Annotated in this window: 14 protein-coding genes and 4 tRNA genes; 1 reads left to right on the top strand and 17 read right to left on the bottom strand. The window is 58.4% G+C overall.

Annotated elements, in window-relative coordinates; all coding sequences use genetic code 11:
* Window positions 1–24 precede the first annotated feature (24 nt).
* The 10 genes from htpG to V2391_RS05665 all read right to left on the bottom strand — a co-directional run bounded on the left by htpG (window position 25) and on the right by V2391_RS05665 (window position 10219).
* Window positions 25–2049, bottom strand: coding sequence for a molecular chaperone HtpG (gene htpG, locus V2391_RS05710; protein ID WP_329738549.1), 2025 nt, complete (start codon window positions 2047–2049; stop codon window positions 25–27).
* A gap of 200 nt (window positions 2050–2249) precedes the next feature.
* Window positions 2250–2750, bottom strand: a complete 501-nt coding sequence (locus V2391_RS05705) for a GNAT family N-acetyltransferase (RefSeq protein ID WP_329738548.1) — start codon at window positions 2748–2750, stop codon at window positions 2250–2252.
* Between the two features lie 39 nt (window positions 2751–2789).
* Window positions 2790–3440, bottom strand: coding sequence for a tyrosine-protein phosphatase (locus V2391_RS05700; protein ID WP_329738547.1), 651 nt, complete (start codon window positions 3438–3440; stop codon window positions 2790–2792).
* A gap of 25 nt (window positions 3441–3465) precedes the next feature.
* On the bottom strand, window positions 3466–4221 hold the full coding sequence (locus tag V2391_RS05695) for a CpsD/CapB family tyrosine-protein kinase (RefSeq protein ID WP_329738546.1): 756 nt from the start codon (window positions 4219–4221) through the stop codon (window positions 3466–3468).
* Window positions 4222–4224: 3 nt separating this feature from the next.
* Window positions 4225–4881, bottom strand: a complete 657-nt coding sequence (locus tag V2391_RS05690) for a YveK family protein (protein ID WP_329738545.1) — start codon at window positions 4879–4881, stop codon at window positions 4225–4227.
* A gap of 196 nt (window positions 4882–5077) precedes the next feature.
* Window positions 5078–6484, bottom strand: coding sequence for a sensor histidine kinase (locus tag V2391_RS05685; protein WP_329738544.1), 1407 nt, complete (start codon window positions 6482–6484; stop codon window positions 5078–5080).
* Window positions 6485–6487: 3 nt separating this feature from the next.
* A complete protein-coding gene (locus tag V2391_RS05680; RefSeq protein WP_329738543.1) occupies window positions 6488–7216 on the bottom strand; it encodes a response regulator transcription factor in 729 nt (242 codons plus the stop codon).
* A 64-nt stretch (window positions 7217–7280) separates the two neighbouring features.
* Window positions 7281–8156 carry a phosphate ABC transporter ATP-binding protein PstB gene (pstB, locus tag V2391_RS05675; protein ID WP_329738764.1) on the bottom strand — a complete coding sequence of 292 codons (876 nt, stop codon included), beginning with the start codon at window positions 8154–8156 and terminating at the stop codon, window positions 7281–7283.
* Window positions 8157–8259: 103 nt separating this feature from the next.
* Window positions 8260–9498 (bottom strand): sensor histidine kinase, encoded by a 1239-nt coding sequence (locus V2391_RS05670; protein ID WP_329738542.1) that lies wholly within the window; start codon window positions 9496–9498, stop codon window positions 8260–8262.
* A 25-nt stretch (window positions 9499–9523) separates the two neighbouring features.
* On the bottom strand, window positions 9524–10219 hold the full coding sequence (locus V2391_RS05665; protein WP_329738541.1) for a response regulator transcription factor: 696 nt from the start codon (window positions 10217–10219) through the stop codon (window positions 9524–9526).
* Window positions 10220–10418: 199 nt separating this feature from the next.
* On the opposite strand from V2391_RS05665, the gene V2391_RS05660 reads away from it, so the two are divergent.
* A complete protein-coding gene (locus V2391_RS05660) occupies window positions 10419–11759 on the top strand; it encodes a D-alanyl-D-alanine carboxypeptidase family protein (protein WP_329738540.1) in 1341 nt (446 codons plus the stop codon).
* A gap of 131 nt (window positions 11760–11890) precedes the next feature.
* Here V2391_RS05660 and V2391_RS05655 read toward each other — a convergent pair.
* From V2391_RS05655 to serS, 7 genes are all read right to left on the bottom strand, one after another.
* Window positions 11891–11981 (bottom strand) — tRNA-Ser (locus V2391_RS05655).
* Window positions 11982–12075: 94 nt separating this feature from the next.
* The gene (locus V2391_RS05650; protein WP_329738539.1) at window positions 12076–14517 is read right to left on the bottom strand and encodes a tetratricopeptide repeat protein; all 2442 of its coding nucleotides are present in this window, start codon (window positions 14515–14517) and stop codon (window positions 12076–12078) included.
* A gap of 380 nt (window positions 14518–14897) precedes the next feature.
* Window positions 14898–14974, bottom strand: a tRNA-Arg gene (locus tag V2391_RS05645).
* 158 nt (window positions 14975–15132) lie between these two features.
* Window positions 15133–15209 (bottom strand) — tRNA-Arg (locus tag V2391_RS05640).
* A 163-nt stretch (window positions 15210–15372) separates the two neighbouring features.
* A tRNA-Arg gene (locus V2391_RS05635) sits at window positions 15373–15449 on the bottom strand.
* A gap of 75 nt (window positions 15450–15524) precedes the next feature.
* Complete coding sequence (locus tag V2391_RS05630; RefSeq protein ID WP_195624895.1) at window positions 15525–15902, bottom strand: hypothetical protein; 378 nt, start codon at window positions 15900–15902, stop codon at window positions 15525–15527.
* Between the two features lie 173 nt (window positions 15903–16075).
* Window positions 16076–17359: a serine--tRNA ligase gene (gene serS, locus V2391_RS05625; RefSeq protein ID WP_195568363.1), complete on the bottom strand. Its 1284-nt coding sequence runs from the start codon at window positions 17357–17359 to the stop codon at window positions 16076–16078.
* Window positions 17360–17461 lie beyond the last annotated feature (102 nt).

The raw sequence follows: 17461 nt of genomic DNA, 5'->3' as shown, positions 1-17461 counted from the left end.
TAGTTACGGTGCCGTATCCCCGAACTACATCAAGTTGCAAACAGCTGCCGCGAAGGCCACGGGGTCCTCGGGCAGAATACCCTCGACCAGCAGGGCCTGGTCATAGAGCAGACCGGAGTACTGCTTGATCTTGTCGGCGTCGCCCGCCTTCTGAGCAGCGACGAGCTTGGCAAAGACCGGATGCTTGGCGTTGAGCTCGAGTACGCGCTGGCTCTTGGGCATGCCGTCAGGCGCGCCCTCGGGACCCTTCTGGAGTACCTTCTCCATCTCGAGCGAAAGCGGACCCTCAGTGGTGATGCACGCGGGAGCATCGGTCAGGCGCGCAGAGACGGCAACCTTCTCGACCTTATCGCCAAGCGCTTCCTTCATAGCGCTAAAGAGGTCCTCGTTCTCCTTGGTGGCGTCCTCGGCCTCTTTCTTCTCATCCTCAGTCGCCAGGTCAAGATCGCCGGTCGCGACGTTCTTGAGCTCCAGGTGACGATCCTCAACCTCGGGCTCGGCACCATCGGCCACGGCCTTCTCGGCAGCCTCGCGGGCAGCATCGTCCTCGTAGATCTTGGGCATATCGGCGGCAACGTACTCACGCATAGCCTGGAAGGTGAACTCATCCACATCCTGCGTCAGCAGCAGCACGTCATAGCCGCGGTCGAGCACGCCCTTCACCACGGGCATCTTGGCCAAGCGCTCACGCGAGTCACCGGCGGCGTAGTAGATGGCCTTCTGATCCTCGGGCATGCCCTTGGCATACTCGGCCAGGGTAATCATCTTCTGCTCCTTGGCAGACCAGAACAGCAGCAAGTCGGCAAGCTCATCGGCCTTCATGCCATAGCTCGAGTAGATGCCGTACTTAAGGCCGCGGCCAAAGTTCTCAAAGAACTTCTCGTAGGCCTCGCGGTCGTTGTCACGCATGTCCTCAAGGTCGGCGGTAATCTTCTTTTCCACGCGCTTGGCGATGGCCTTGAGCTGACGGTTCTGCTGCAGCGTCTCACGCGAAATATTGAGCGTCACGTCGGCAGAGTCCACGACACCGCGCACAAAGTTGTAGTAGTCGGGCAGCAGGTCGTCGCACTTCTCCATAATCAGCACGTTGGAGCTATAGAGCGCCAGGCCCTTCTCGTAGTCCTTGCTGTACAGATCGAACGGGGCGCGACCCGGCACAAACAGTAGTGCATCGTACTCGAGCGTACCCTCGGCATGGAAGCTGATGGTGCGCGCGGGATCGTCAAAGTCATGGAACGTGGACTTGTAGAACTCGTTGTAATCCTTCTGCTCAACGTCGGAGCTTCGCTTTTTCCAGATCGGCGTCATGGAGTTGACGGTCTCAAGCTCCTGGTAGTCCTCGTACTCGGGCTTGTAATCCTCCGGCGCATCCTCGGGCTTGGGCTTTTGACGGCTCTTGGACACCATCATCTGAATCGGGTAGCGCACATAGTTGCTGTACTGCTGAATCAGGCTCTTGAGGCCCCACTCGGTCAGGAAGCGATCGTAGGACTCGGCCTCGCCGTCGGCGTCGAGCTTCTCGTTCTCACGCAGCGTCAGAATGACATCGGTACCGTGCTCGGCGCGCTCGCCGTCCTCGATGGTGTAGCCCTCAAGACCGTCCGACTCCCACACATGGGCGACATCCTCGCCGTAGGCGCGGCTCACGACCTTCACATGGCTGGCGACCATAAAGGCCGAGTAGAAGCCCACGCCAAACTGGCCGATGATGTCGACATCCGAACCCTGCTGCTCGGCGTTCTCGGTCTTAAACTCCTCAGAGCCGGAATGGGCGATGGTGCCCAGATTGCGCTCGAGCTCCTCGGCGGTCATGCCAATGCCGTTATCTGAGATGGTAATGGTGCGGGCGTCTTTATCAAAGGAGACGCGAATAGCCAGGTCGCCCTGGTCGAGCTTGACGCTCGGGTCCTGCAAGCTCTTAAAGTTGAGCTTGTCAACAGCATCGCTCGCGTTGGAGATAAGCTCGCGCAGGAAGATTTCCTTATTGGTGTAGATGGAATTGATCATAAGGTCGAGCAGTTTTTTGCTCTCGGTCTTAAATTGACGCATGTGCAGTCCTTTCGCGCTACCCCTGCCCGCAAAAACGGCCCGGTTGCCCGAGCCGTATTGCAGACCTGCTATGTTCAGACTTAGATTTTATAACCCATTAGCGCGCATATATACATACGGAATCGAAAAACTGTATGTTGGAACACCCATGCGTCGATTGCCAAGGAGTGTCCCCAACTGCCAGCAGAAAAGGAACGTCCCTATCTGTCGCCCATGCGCTTGGCCATCCAGGCATGAGGCTGGCCTTCGTCTTCGTAGTCCACCGGCGCGATCTGCGTGTAGCCCGCCTTGACGTAGAGAGGCAGCACGTACTCCTGTGCATGCAACTTTATGAGCTTGGCGCCGGCATCGCGCGCAGCAGCTTCGCTGGCTTCGACAATCTTGCTTGCCAGACCGCGACGGCGCATGGTGGACAGCACGGCGACGCGCCCCATAATATAGGTCTCCCCCGCCGCAACGCCTTCGTCCAAGTCGCACGCCGGCGAAACCGGAGCCTCTGCATCTGCCGCGCGCTCCAGTTCCTCGGGAAACACGCGCGAACAGCCGGTGAGTTGACCATCCACGTACAGCGTCACATGAATGCAGTCAGAAGCCTCATCGATCTGGTCGAACTCGATTTCGTAACCCTGTTCGTCCACAAAGACGGCGCGGCGCACCAGCGCTGCATCCTCAAAGCATCCCGCCTTGATTTGAATATCCATGGTCGCCCCTCCGTTCAAAGCAAACGTTAGGGACAGATTTTAGCGAAAATGAGCGCCTCGCACGCTAAACTTGGCCCGCGCCTTTGCTAGGTAATCGTAGTGACGAACATTGTGGGCGTCGCTTGCGATAAAGCTGTACAGGCCCTTGTCAAACAGGCGCTGCGCCGGCTTTTTCTCGCGACCAAAGCGCCCGCCGGCAATAAAATCAGCCGAAGCCTGCAGCTTACAACCCATATCGACCAGACGCTCGGCAATGCCCACGTCCTTTTGAATGGCGCGATAACGCTCGGGATGGGCAATAATCACCTGGTAACCGCGGCACTGCAAGTCGTAAATCGTGTTCTCGTATTCCTCAAAGTCATACGAATCGGCACGTGTCGAGAGCTCAAGCAAAAACTCATTCGATCCATCAAAGTGCAGGCGATCGGACCATTCGATGCCCAAATCCATAAGCTTGGCGTAGTTGACCTCAAAGCCCATCTGGAGCTGCATATCGCCCGCATGGGCACACAGCAACCGATAGGCCTCCCACATGTTGGCGTAGTCAAAGTATGGGTCCCGGCAGTGCGGCGTGCACACCATGTGCGTTACGCCGACGGCGCGAGCCGCCTCGAGCATCGCCAAGCTTTGCTCGAGGTTTGCCGCGCCGTCATCGACTCCGGGCAGGATATGGCAATGGATGTCTCGCATATCGCCCTCTTATCTGCGTCGTTGCTTATTTCTTAAAGCGTTTCGCCTTCGCAGGGGCGCCCGTTGCAGCCGCGCCGCCGACAGCGGGATTGACCCCAGCTGCAGCGTCGTTCTGCCCCTTATCCCCGCCATAATACGAGTAATAGTAGTCGTGACTCGAAGTCTCGCAGCAGTTCATGACCGTACCGATCACGTTGACCTCGGCCTTGTTGAGCTGATCGAAGGCAGCGAGGATCTCATTGCGCTTGGCAAAGTCCTGACGGATGACATAGATGGTGCCGTCGGTGATCGCAGCGACTTCGGCAGCGTCGACAAACGTACCCACGGGCGGCGTATCGAAGATAACGTACTGGTACTTTTCCTCCAGCGCGGCGACAAGCTTGGCAAAGCGGCGCGAGGCAATGATGTCTGCCGGATTGGGAATGCGCGGCTCGGCGTCGAGGAAGAAGAGGTTGGGCTGGCCGGTGTCGATAACGGCCTCATCGATCGACATCTGATCGGAAAGCACAGCGTACAAGCCGCCGGCATGACGGACGCCCAGCATGTTGGCAAGCGTACGGTGGCGCATGTCGCATTCAACGAGCAGAACGCTCTTGCCGCTGGTTGCGATGGCCTGGGCCAGGTTGAGCGCGATGGTGGACTTACCCTCGTTGGGAATGGAGGAGGTCACCGTAATGGACTTGATGGGCGTATCGACACTCGCAAAGCGAATGTTGGCGAGCAGGGTCTTGGCTGCGTTGTTAAAGGCAAGGGTATCGCCAGTTTTCTTTTTACGGGCCATGGATTACTTACCGCCCTTCACAACGGGGAAGCGGCCGATGACGGGCACGCCGAGCAGCTCGACGGCGTCATCGACAGAACGAACACGCGTGTTGAGCATGTCGAGCAGCACAACAATCGCGACAGCGACAAACAGACCGGCCAGGGCGGCAACTGCAATGTAGAGCTTGCGGTTGGGGCCGCTGGGCTGGGTGGGGACCTTTGCCTTGTCGATGACGTTGACGGCCTGGGCGGCGTCGACGTCCTGGGCGACGGTAGAAACCGAGTTGGCCATGGCGTTGGCGACAGCGGCGGCGCCATCGGGGCTGGCACCGGTCACAGACAGCGAGATAACACGGGTCGTGGTTTCGCTCGTAACGCTTACCTTATAGTCGGCCAGGCTGGAAAGGCCCAGCTCCTTGGCGGCACCGCTCTTGACGCTATCGCTATCGAGCAGCGTGGCGATGTCGTTGGAGAGCATCTGGCTTGCAGACAGATCGTTGTAGTAGCTCGTCTGGCCGCCATCGGTCTTGGCGAGAATGTACATGCTCGTCGTGGCGGTGTAGGTGTTGTCCATCATGGTGAAGGAGACGACGCCCATGGCAATCGCGCAGACCACCGGAAGGGCAATGACCAGCTTGAGGTGCTTTTTAAGCAGCTGGAACAGTTCAAGAAGGGTCATGCAGTTTGCCTTTCATTTCCCTAGTTCGTATCGACAAAACTGCTCGTATAATATCGTATCTTTCTGCCATGTCCGAACTCTATACATAAGATACAGCGTCCGTGTGTAAGTTGCGCAACGACTAACGCGGCAGCGGAGGCGCGGGTAAATCGTCTAATCCTCGGTTTTTGCCATATCGCTACGCGAACGGTCCCTCTTATTGCACGGGAAACGTTACCGTAACGGTGGTCCCCACGCCCGGTTCACTCGACAGGTCAATCGCGGCGTGATGGTACAGAGCGGCGTGCTTGACGATCGCCAAGCCCAGGCCGGTTCCGCCACGCGCCTTAGAACGACTCTTGTCCACGCGGTAAAAACGTTCGAACACTTTACCCTGCTCCTCGGGCGCAATGCCAATACCCGTATCGGCAACCGACAGATACGGGCGCCCGTCGTCGTGGGTTCCACAACGCAGCATGACCGTACCGCCAGATCGGTTGTAGCGAATGGCGTTGCTTGCCAGGTTATAGATCAGTTCGTCGATCAGACGCGATACGCCTTCGATCACCACGGGCTTCGTCTCGTGCCCAATGGTCACATTCGACTGCCGGGCAACCTGCTCAAGACGCTGTTCCACCGTCAAAATGGCGCGAGATAGCTCGATGGGCTCCGTGGACCCAATAGGCACCGCCTCGCCCTCGGATGCTCGCTCCGCCTCATCCAAGTTGGAAAGCGTGAGGATGTCGTTGACGAGCGCTGCCAGGCGTCCTGCCTCGCGGTAGATGCGGCCGCCAAAGTTGCGCAGGTCGTCCTCGCCTTCAACCATACCGTTTGCAATAAGCTCGGCATAGCCCGAAATCGCGGTAAGCGGGGTCTTGAGCTCATGAGTGATATTGGCCGTAAACTCGCGACGCATGCGGTCATTATCGGCCAGCACAGCCATCTGGCGTTTAAGCTCCTGGCGCTGCGACTCAATGCGCTCGAGCATGGGAACCATCTCGGTGTAGGCATGTTCATAGCTACGGCGCGGGTGGTCCAAATCGACCTCCTGCAGCGGCGCAATGATGGCACGGGATTCGCGGCGCGCAAGGAAAAACGAGAGCACCGCGCCCGCCGCTGCAATAAGCAGCATCGGCGCCACCAGCGAAAGCAAAATCGCCGCGACGCCAGGCTGGGCCTGTGCCAAACGAACAACCTGACCGTTATCAAGGGCGACGGCGCGATATAGCATAATCTCGTCGAGCGTGGTGCTCGAGCGCTCCGCGGAGCCCGAACCGCTCTCAAGGGCCTCAACGACCTCGGGGCGATCGCCATGGTTGGGCAGCATGGAAGGAGACGCCTCGTTATCGTAGGCGACCGATCCATCCCTATTGATCAGCGTGATACGAAGGTCCTCGCGATCGAGGCTTCGCAAGAATGCGATGGGTTCCTTCTGCTCGTTTAAGGCGGCGGCAATAAGCTCGGTTTCTTGCGAAAGGTTGGCACTCGTGGCATCTGCCAGGGTGTTTTGCACAAAGAACGCGCCCAGCACTGTAAACGCCAAAATGACGGACATAGCGCAGACAAATATCGTCGCAAACACGCGATGCGAGAGCGTGTGTTTTCCCTGAGGGGCAAAGACCACGGATTACTCCTCCGTTGCGGCGTCTGCAATGCCGGCATCTTCGACATCGCTACCGGCGGAAGGCTCGGCCAGACGATAACCCACGCCGCGCACCGTCTCGATAGCGCTGGCACGCTCGCCGAGCTTTTGGCGAAGCGTCTGCACGTGAACGTCGACGGTACGCGAGCCACCATCGAAGTCCCAACCCCACACGCTCTGCAGCAGCGACTCGCGAGTAAAGACCACGCCGGGCTTGCGCATAAGATATTCGAGCAAATCGAACTCGCGCAAGGTGAGTTTGAGCGGCTCGCCGGCAACGGTCACCTCGCGATGGCTGGGCGAAAGCACGATATCGCCCACGCTGAGCACATCGCTCGCCTGTTTGACCATACCGCCGCGGCGCAGCAGCGCACGGCAACGGCTGGCAAGCTCCATGAGCGAAAACGGCTTGGTCAGATAATCGTCGGCACCGCCATCGAGCGCCATCACCTTATCGAGCTCGGTATCCTTGGCAGTGAGCATCATGATGGGCACCGTCGCCGTCAGACGATCGGCGCGCAGGCGACGCATAATTGCCAAACCATCGGTATCGGGCAGCATGATGTCGAGCAGAACAGCATCGGGTACCCGTCGCGCCACGGCGGCCTTAAACTCGCCATCGCACGAAAAGCCCTCGGCCTCGATTCCCTGCTTGCGCAGCGCATAGACCGTCAAATCCCTGATGTTGTCATCGTCCTCGACGTAATAGATCATGTTGAACCCCTTTGCGGCCGGCATGACCGCATCTTAACCCTAAAGGTACCTTTACTAGATGGTATCAGCCAAAACGTCCCGTCAAATAATCCGCCGTGCGCGGGTCGGTGGGTTTTTTGAAGAGCTGAGCGGTGGGCGCGTGCTCTACCAACTCACCCAGCAAGAAAAACGCGACCGAGTCGGAGATACGCGCCGCCTGCTGCATATTGTGCGTAACGACCACGAGCGTGCAGGTCTCCTTGAGCTCGCAGGCCAGCTGCTCAACCACCAGCGTCGACACGGGATCGAGAGCGCTCGTGGGCTCGTCCATCAGAAGAATATCGGGTTGCACGGCAAGCGCGCGGGCGATGCACAGGCGCTGCTGCTGCCCGCCCGAAAGGCCCAGCCCCGACTCCTTGAGTTTGTCCTTGACCTCGTCCCATAGCGCAGCGCGACGAAGAGAGTCCTCGACCAGCTCATCCAGCACGGCGCGGTCGCGCACACCCATGCCGCGCGGGCCATACGCGACGTTGTCGTAGATGCTCATGGGAAACGGGTTAGGGCGCTGGAACACCATGCCCACACGCTGACGCAGGCGGCAGATGTCGTAGTCGCCCAGGATATCCTGGCCGTCGAGCGCGATCTTGCCCTCGATGCGGCAGTCCTTGATGCCGTCGTTCATGCGGTTAAAGCAACGCAGCAGCGTTGACTTGCCGCAGCCCGAAGGACCGATAAACGAGGTAATCTGCTTGTCGCGGATCTTGATGGACACGTCCTTGAGCGCGTGATGGTCGCCATAGAACAGGTCGAGGCCCTCGACGTCGATGCGTGTCGGCGAGGCGGCAAGATCCTGCGCCGTGGGGCGAGTCGCATCCCCGACTTCGCGCTCGTGCGCAGCCTCGGCTTGCGCCTCCATTAGCTCCTCGAGCTCCGTGGGCTCCATAGCCGCAGCAGCCGTCATACCGTATACCTCCACATCGATATCAATCCAGCAGTATCGATAGTAGAAATCGCGACTCATACGCACGTGAGCGCATTGTTAGGTGTTTGTAAAGGCGCCTACGCTACGCGGCGGGCAGCTCGATGGTAAAGACGGTATGCTCGGGCGTCGATTCGCACGCGATGGTGCCGCCATGCGCGCATACAATCTCCTTGGCGATGGCAAGCCCCAGCCCAGCACCGCCGCGATTGGTCGCACGCGCTGCATCCAGGCGATAGAACTTCTCAAAGATCACCTTGAGCTTTGGCTCAGGGATCGGATCGCCCTGGTTTACAAATCGTACGCGTACGCCACCGTCACCCAAACACCTGGCCTCGATCGTGATAATCGAGCCTTCATAGCTATAGGCAACGGCGTTTTTCATGATGTTATTGAATACGCGAGCCATCTTGTCGCCGTCCACGAGTACCGTCAGGTCCTCGCAGATATCAACCTGGGCTTCCTTGTGCTGCTCGTTGAGAATGGGATAGAACTCATCGGCCACCTGCGCCAGCAATAGCCCCAAATCGACGTAGGCGCGGGTAAGCACGATATCATGGAAATCGAAACGCGTGATGTCAAAGAACTCCTCGATGAGAGCGTCGAGCCGGTGGGCCTTGTCGAGTGCCACGCCCGTAAAGCGTGCGCGCTGCTCAAGTGGCAAATCGGGAGCCTCCTGCAGGAGCGAAAGATAACCCACCACGCTGGCAAGCGGCGTGCGCAGGTCGTGCGCCAGGTACGTAACCAGGTCATCTTTGCGATGCGATTCGTCACGCAGGGCCTGTTGAACCTTACGCTCGCAATCGCGTGCCCGATTGAGCGCGCCCTCGACCTCGAGAAAATCGCCGTCGATGGTATCCCACGTGTCGGGGTTGTCGATCAGACGGTCCCGAATACGAGCGGCGATTACGCGGTCGGCATGCTGCTCGCCCTGCTCATAACCCTGGTAATACAGGGCGCGTCCGCAAAAGAACAGAACGCACACGGCAAGCGCCAGCACAAAGCCGAGCATGTTGAACACAAAGGCGGCATCAAAGAACACGGGCTCGCCAATATCGCCAAGCGCCATGGCCCCGATTGCCAGCATAATTGTCCACGCGGCACCGCCAATTACCACGCAGCGGCGAACGATTTCAAATCGATCGATCAGCAAGAAGCCAATGAGCAGAACTGCCAGGATGCCAACGATATTGTCAATGCCAATGAGTAGCAGACTCAGCAAAAAGAGCAGCACCGTCGCAAGTGCGCGGTTGTCGACGACCGCCCTTGTGTATTCAAAGAGTCGATCGGGCACCTCGAATACCCGCCTATCGTCTTTTGTCATATCCACTTCCCCACCATCAAAGGCGTTATTCGATTATGTAGCCGACGCCCCAGACGTTTTTGATAAAGCGCGGTTTTTGAGCATCGTCGCCGATCTTTTCGCGCAGATGGCGGATGTGCACCATCACCGTATTGTTGGAGCCGGGCATAAAGTCCTCGTTCCACACCGCGCGGAACAGGTCCCCCACGGCCACCACGCTGCCACGATGCTCGACCAGATACAGCAAGATGGAATACTCGATGGGCGTGAGGCGCACCCGTGCGCCGTCCACCGTCACACAACGAGCGTCGCGGTTGATCTCGAGGCCGTCGAGCTGGATGGTCGGCGACTCAACCGCCTGTGCGCGGCTGCCGTAGCTGGTATAACGACGGAGTTGAGCATGAACGCGCGCTATGAGCTCCAGCGGACGGAACGGCTTGACCACGTAATCGTCTGCGCCCAGCGAGAGGCCCTCGATCTTATCCTGCTGGGCATCGCGCGCCGTCAGCATAATAACGGGATAGGTATGGCCAGCGCGGATGGTGCGCAGCAACTCAAAGCCGTCAATATCGGGCAGCATGACGTCCAGTAGCGCCAGATCGAACTCCTGCTCCAAAATCGCCTTGGCGGCATCTGCTCCGCTATAGGCAATCTGAACATCAAAGCCCTCTTTTGTAAGGTAGATACCGACCAGGTCGGCGATGGCCTTCTCATCATCAACTACCAAAATGCGCTCGTTCATGCGTGCTCCTCTCGCGCTCCATTATGCCCGAGGCAGTGTGCGCCACACACAACAAGCGCGGGCGATTAAGTCGACCTTAAGCACCTATATGTCCGTTCGGGCGCAGACATGGGCCGCGCACGCCCGCGCACTGATTGTCCGCGCCGGTAAACGATATACTTTGAACTCTAAAGAGACCATCCCGTCGAAAGCGAAATCTGTGAAGACCCTTAGTTCTCTTGTAAAGCGCTCCGCGCAACTGACCACCGGCATTGCCTGCGCTCTCGCCCTTGCTGCCGGTGCGCCGTCTATCGCCAATGCCCAGGTGCTTACGACCGATATCGTTTGCGGTAAGACCGCCGACGCCCGCGGCATCACGGCCGATAATCTGCCCGATATCGATGCGACCAACGCCATCGTCATGAGTAAGGACGGTTCCATCTATTACGCCCGCAGTGCCGACGAGCAGGTCAAGATCGCCTCAATCACCAAGGTCATGACCGCAATCTTGACCATCGAGAACTGCAAGATGGACGAGAAGGTCACGGTGAGCAGCGCCGCGGCAACCGTGGGCAATTCGACCGCCGGCCTGCTCGAAGGCGACGAGCTCACAGTGGAACAGGCCCTGCGCGGTCTGATGATTCCCTCGGGCAATGACGCCGCCATCGTGCTTGCCGAGCATGTGGGCAAAAAGATCGGCCCCAAGACCAAAGATGCTGAGGCCACGTTTGTCAAGGCCATGAACGAGCGCGCTAAAGAGCTCGGCTGCACGGGAACGCTTTTTGAGAATCCGCACGGTCTGGACTTTGATGAGTGGGCCGGCGACATGCACTCGACCGCGCACGATGCGGCCCTGATGATGCAGGAAGCAATGAAGAGCGATGCGTTCCGCGAGATCGTGGCGAGCGATGATTCCTGGATTGAGGTTACAGGCGCCGATGGCTCCGACCACTCACATTCAATGGATACGCACAACGAGCTGCTGGGGCAGGACGGCAATATCGGCGGCAAGACCGGCACTACCGACGATGCCGGCTACTGCTTTACGGCAGCCTACGACCGCGATGGCGACGAGACCTATACCGTCGTTTTGAACTCCAGCACCAACGACCAGCGCTTTGCCGACACGGCCGCCCTTGCCAACTGGTACTACGGCCACAAGGTGACGGTTGCGATCGCCAACACGCAGGAAAAGACCGCCAACGGCAATCCGCTCATCGCGCGCATAAGCCAGACCGACTGGACGGACAAGACGATCGACGCCACACTCGCCGATCCCGCAGCTCAGGCGACCATCTTTTCGCTTGCCGGAGAAGTAACCGAAAAGGTTGCCTACGATGACCTTTCGGGCACGGTGCATGTGGGCGACAAAGTAGGTAGCCTCACGCTCAAACAAGACGGCATCAAGGTCGTTGTCACGGATTTGGTTGCCGATGAGGAAGGCTCGGGGCCGAATCCCATTGAATGGCTTCTTGTGAAGCTCGACCGCCTGAGTCGTCGCATCGAAAACCGTCCGCTTGCGGCAGAAAGCGAAACCGTAGCCAAGGCACCCGAGGTGTAGGATCGAAGAACAATACGCTCGCTGAAAGGAGACGTCCGAAAGGATGCCTCCTTTTTGAGGGTTCGAATCCCCAGCCGCCATTCTTGATAATAAAAAAGGGCCCCAAATGGGACCCTTCTACAAATTCATACTGGCGGAGAGCTGGGGATTCGAACCCCAGATGCCCTTTTGGGGCATACTCGCTTAGCAGGCGAGCACCTTCGGCCTCTCGGTCAGCTCTCCGTAACAGCCGTTCTATAGTAACCAAACAGCCGAAGTTGAGCAAGAGGGAATTTTCTAATTGCCTAGCGGCCTTTCCTCCTTGCAGTTTTCGCCCCTACCCCAGCGAGCGATTGAGGGAGCCGAGCTCATCGTTGCCCATGGTGCGCCACATTTGGAAGATGCAGACGCGCGCCAGGAAAAAGAAGCCGCTATCGACCAACTGCACGGCAGCATCCGCCAGCTGGTTGGCCACGGCGGACACGGGAGGCAATTCAAGCCCAGCCTTGCGGATGGTCTCGACGGCCTCCTCAAACGTCGGAGGCTCATTGACACCCATCTCATTCATAAGGCCCTGCATTTCCTCCAGTGCGTTGCTACCCGACTCCTCGCCGCGCGGTACCAGGCGGTAGCATGCCAGCGCGAGCTCGAGCTGGTCGCAGTTCCAATAGGCAAACGCCAAGCGATAGAACAGATAACCGATTGCGGAACGGTCGCTGGCAATGCGCAGGCCGTGGCGCGCCACCTCGATAATCTCGTCAAAGCGTTCCAGGCGCGCCAACACGTTGATGAGCGCAAAGTGCGATTGCATGGACGAGCGAGCCAGATCGTAAAGACGACGCACCTCGGGCAATGCCCGTTCAAAATCCTCCTGATCGGCGTAATAACTGCAGATCTCGTGCTGAGCAAAGTAGAGCGCGTCGGGAGCGCGCAGGATGCGCACCGAGCGATCTTCCTCCATTACCGGCAGCACCATACGCACCAGCTGGTTGTCGCAAAACTGCGTCTGAACCGGACCCGTTGCCAAAAGCTCGGCGACGGCGCACTTTGCCTCCAGCTCCTCAACAAGACGGGAAAAACCCTCAAACGCACCCATGCGGTCAACTTTGGCCTGCTCGCGCAACTCAACGACGCGCGCCACATACGGGTCATCGTCCATCTCCATGACCTCGAGCTCATCAGCCGTATCGGCAAGCAGCAGGTCGCGCAACGCCGGCGGCAGCGAACGGTGGTCGTCACGCGGGCGAGCGTGAACCTCCGCAGGCTCAATCGCATCCGGCGCGTCCGACTCATATGCCTCAAGCATGCGCTTGCACGGCATATCGTCCATATCCATGCTCTCAAGATCCTTGGCGACAGGCACGCAATTGGCCAGATAGGCCGCACGTCCAAAGGAATATGTTGCAATGACGCGCTCGCCCTGCTCGCCGTCGGGAGCCGCAATCTGAACATAGCAGCGCGCAATGCAGGCACCTGCGGCAAAACACGCCGCCGCAAGCGTAAGCGCCACGCGCGCGTCGTGCTCCGCAGCCCAAATCGCACGCGCGTCCTCGTCCAACTCGCGCCAGACGTCATCCTGGGCGTCGTATTCACGTTGCGGCATGGCATCCACGACAGAGTGCCCAAACCGAACGAGCATAATCCCCTCGGCAACGTTTGCCCGATAGGTATAGTCGAGCCGTGCAACCACGTTGAGTGCCTCGACGATACGCGCGAAGCGGGTGCGCACGTCCCACTCACCGCCCGGCTGGCAAGCCACCGTTCCCGGTTTGCCCCACGGGTTGTCGCTCGAGGCCGTATCAAGCAGTCGGGGAACATCGTTGGTCGTCTTGGCGATATGCCACGCGTCAAAGAGTGCGCAGCCCTCAAGGCTCGGCGAGGATGCCGCGGGGACCAATCCAGCCCCAATGCGCTCAAGGATGCCGGAGAGGCGGTTGAGATGGCACTCGACGGCAAGCAGCATGTCAATCTCGTCCTGGTCCAGCAGACTACGATCAAAATTGAGATAGAAAAGCTTTGAGCGGTCGATGCGCGCTAGGCTCATTTCGGACTTGGCAGCAATGGTGCGCAGGCGGGGCAAGTCGATCTCGCTCATCAGGGCGGCGGCATAACGCTCGATACCGCTCGGATTCTCGGCATGGTCAACACGGTAAAGCAGCGTCTCGATAGCATCGGGGAGCGGCGCCGTGTCAAAGCCCAAAAACACCTCGACCGGCTCGGGCAACTTTACGAGTTTGATCTTGTCGACAACGTTTTGCATGTCTGCATCGAGACCGTCGACGCCCGACGTGTTCGCAATAGTGCTTTCGGAGTTGGCAAATATCACGTAGCGCAAGAACATCGAGGCCATAAACTCGCCGTAAGGAAGGGCGCGGGTCGAATTCCATGTCTCGAGGTCGGACTGCTCGCGCATGGGGCCTTCGGGAGAGCCGGCAGTTCGCGCACACGCGCGCATTGCTCCGTTGGCCTCCCTCACCATAATCTCGCCAATACTGGAATCGGACTCGTGAAGGACCAGCTCCATGTCGGGGTCCTCGGGCAACGGTGCTTCCCGAACAGGGCGGTCAACCTTATAAACCTTGCCCGACACGCTCACGTAGCCCAAGAGCGATATGTGGCTTTTGCCGACGAATTCGACGACGTAGCACGACTCTTTAGGATCCTCGCCAAAGACTTTCCAGACAACACCATACGAGCGCCCCGTGGGCTGCTCGGGCATCGATGGAAAACGCTTTTTGGGGTCGAGAAACCTGAGCTTGTATGTCGGACGCTCTGCCACGAAATATCACCCTGATCGGTCGTCTAGAGAAGGAGTGGTCGCGGATGGGCCGCGACACCTACTCGGAATCTTACACGAGTCGATAAGAAATAGTCTCCCGCGGGCGGAGGTGCACGATTCCAGCCGCGTATCAAATATCGAGTGCCGGCGTAAAAGAAAAGCCCCCGTTGCCGGAGGCTTTAAGTTCAAATGGTGCGGCGTATAGGATTCCGCGCATCCGCTTCGCGGATCCGCGCCGGCTTCGCCCGCCTGCCGGCGTGCTCGCCCGCTCGCTACGGACGCTCCGCGTCCGCTTCACGCTCGCGCCTCGACCGAGGTTCGAATCCATGGGATGCCGGCGTAAAAGAAAAGCCCCCGTTGCCGGAGGCTTCAAGTTCAAATGGTGCGGCGTATAGGATTCGAACCTATGACGTTCTGATTCGTAGTCAGACCCTCTATCCAGCTGAGGTAACGCCGCGACTTGTTGATTATTATGCACAGGGACTGAATAATGGTCAAGCATTTTTTCAAAAAAAGTTATTGAATTTGATTTTTACTCATTTGGGACACTTGGCGCGATCTTCGACGCATCGCGATATAAGAAAAGCCCCCGTTGCCGGGAGCTTCAAGATCAATTGGTGCGGCGTATAGGATTCGAACCTATGACGTTCTGATTCGTAGTCAGACCCTCTATCCAGCTGAGGTAACGCCGCAACGCACGGTTTATTATGCACGCGAGCCCCCGATGGGTCAAGCGACAATTTGAAAAAATTTTACGAAGTAGTGATTAAACCGTTCGTGCCTCGACCGAGGTTCGAATCCATGCGGTGTTGCCATAAAAGAAAAGCCCCCGTTGCCGGAGGCTTCAAATTCGATTGGTGCGGCGTATAGGATTCGAACCTATGACGTTCTGATTCGTAGTCAGACCCTCTATCCAGCTGAGGTAACGCCGCAGCGCAAAACATATAAAACCACTTTAGTTAGTTGGAGTCAAGCACAATCTCAAACTTTTTTCGAGAATATGCTCCTCACGCAGCTCCGCATGCGCCAACATCCCCAATGCGATCAATCGGTTTTTCAACCACATCGAACCCGGCACCGAGTTCCCTCAAAAGCGAACGCACCCGCTGGGCGCAGTCATAATCGGCAAACGAGATGCTCAGCATGCGCGCTACCTGGTTAGAAGTCCCAACTCCATAGAACTGCTCAAGCGCCACAAGCCCCTCGTGCGTCACAAAGGTCTCAACTACATGCAGCGACTCCTCAAAGCACCATTGGGTTAACGGACCCTCGCTCGTCTGCCGCACCACCAAACCACCCATACCGGATGGCTCACACGTAACCAGTAGGTGCTCCCCACCTTCATCGCTCTCAAACAAAACTACCCGCTCATCAAACAGCTCCATCGCATCCCCTTCCTCTCGCTTCTATTTAACAAAAGCATAGCAGGTAGTTAGCTGTATACAGAACGTTTGTTCGTGTGTTTTCTATTGAGCTGTCCGCACGATATGGTAAGGCTTTGCGCACAAAAAGGGCGCCCCAAAAAGGAGCGCCCTCGCAAATCGCTTATGCAGGCAACCTACGCGACCGGCTCGATCTTCTCGAGGCCGCCCATGTAAGGACGAAGAACCTCAGGGATCGTGATGGTGCCGTCGGCGTTCTGGTAGTTCTCCAGGATGGCGGCCATGGTGCGGCCAGCCGGCAGGCCGGAACCGTTGAGGGTGTGCAGGTAGCGCGAGCCCTTGAAGTTCTCGGGGTCGCGATACTTGATGTTGGCGCGACGGGCCTGGAAGTCGCCGCAGTTGGAGCAGGAGCTGATCTCCTTGTAGGCGTTGTAGCTCGGCAGCCAGACCTCGATGTCGTAGGTCTGACGGGCAGAGAAGCCCAGGTCGCCGGTGCACAGGCTAATCACGCGATACGGAAGGCCCAGCTGCTGAAGCAGAAACTCGGCCTCGGCGGTCATGCTCTCAAGCTCCTCGTCGGACTCCTCCGGCTTGGCAAACTTGACCATCTCGACCTTGTCAAACTCGTGCTGGCGGATGATGCCGCGGGTGTCGCGACCAGCGGAGCCGGCCTCCTCGCGGAAGCAGGGGGTGAAGGCGGTGTAGCGGCGCGGCAGGGTGTCGGCGTCGAGAACCTCACCGGCGTGCAGGTTGGTAAGCACGACCTCGGCGGTGGGAATCAGGAAGTTATCGCCCGAGACGTGATAGGCGTCGTCCTCGAACTTGGGCAGCTGACCCGTGCCAAACATGGTCTGACGCTTGACGACGATGGGCGGCCACCACTCCTTGAAGCCACGGCTCGTGTGCGTGTCCAGGAAGAAGTTGATAAGGGCGCGCTCCAAGCGGGCGCCGGCGCCACCGAGAACAGTGAAGCGGCTGCCGGAGAGCTTGTTGCCACGCTCGAAGTCGAGGATGTCCAAATCGGTACCCAGATCCCAGTGCGGCTTAAAGTCGAAGTCGAACTCGCGCGGGGTGCCCCAGCGGCGACGCTCGATGTTCTCGTCCTCGTCCTTACCGTACGGGGTAGCCTCGCACGGAATGTTGGGCAGGTGAGACATGAAGTCGTACTGCTCCTGCTCAAGAGCGGTACGGCGCTCGGCCAGACCGTCGATCTTCTCGTTGACGGCGCGCACGGCCTCCTTGGCGGCCTCGGCCTCGTCCTTCTTGCCCTCCTTCATCAGGGCGCCAATCTTCTTGGACTCGGCGTTACGCGTGGCCTGGAGCTCCTCGACCTCGGTGATGACGGCACGGCGCTCGTCGTCGAGTTCAAAGAACTTCTCGCGATCCCAAGACGTCTGGCGATTTGCCATGGCGGTATCGATGGCATCGGGGTTCTCGCGAACAAACTTGATATCAAGCATTAGATCCTCCGGCGATATACATTCCATTTAGGTTGCAACCTTGTACATGTATGGGCAAGTATATACTTATGAGCGTTTACGACCCAACTCAACTACGCAAGA

The sequence above is a fragment of the Collinsella sp. CM84Y_54 genome, assembly GCF_036317945.1.
Lineage (GTDB): Bacteria > Actinomycetota > Coriobacteriia > Coriobacteriales > Coriobacteriaceae > Collinsella.
Note: the sequence above shows the minus strand (reverse complement) of the source record. Positions and strands in the feature narration are given on the sequence as shown.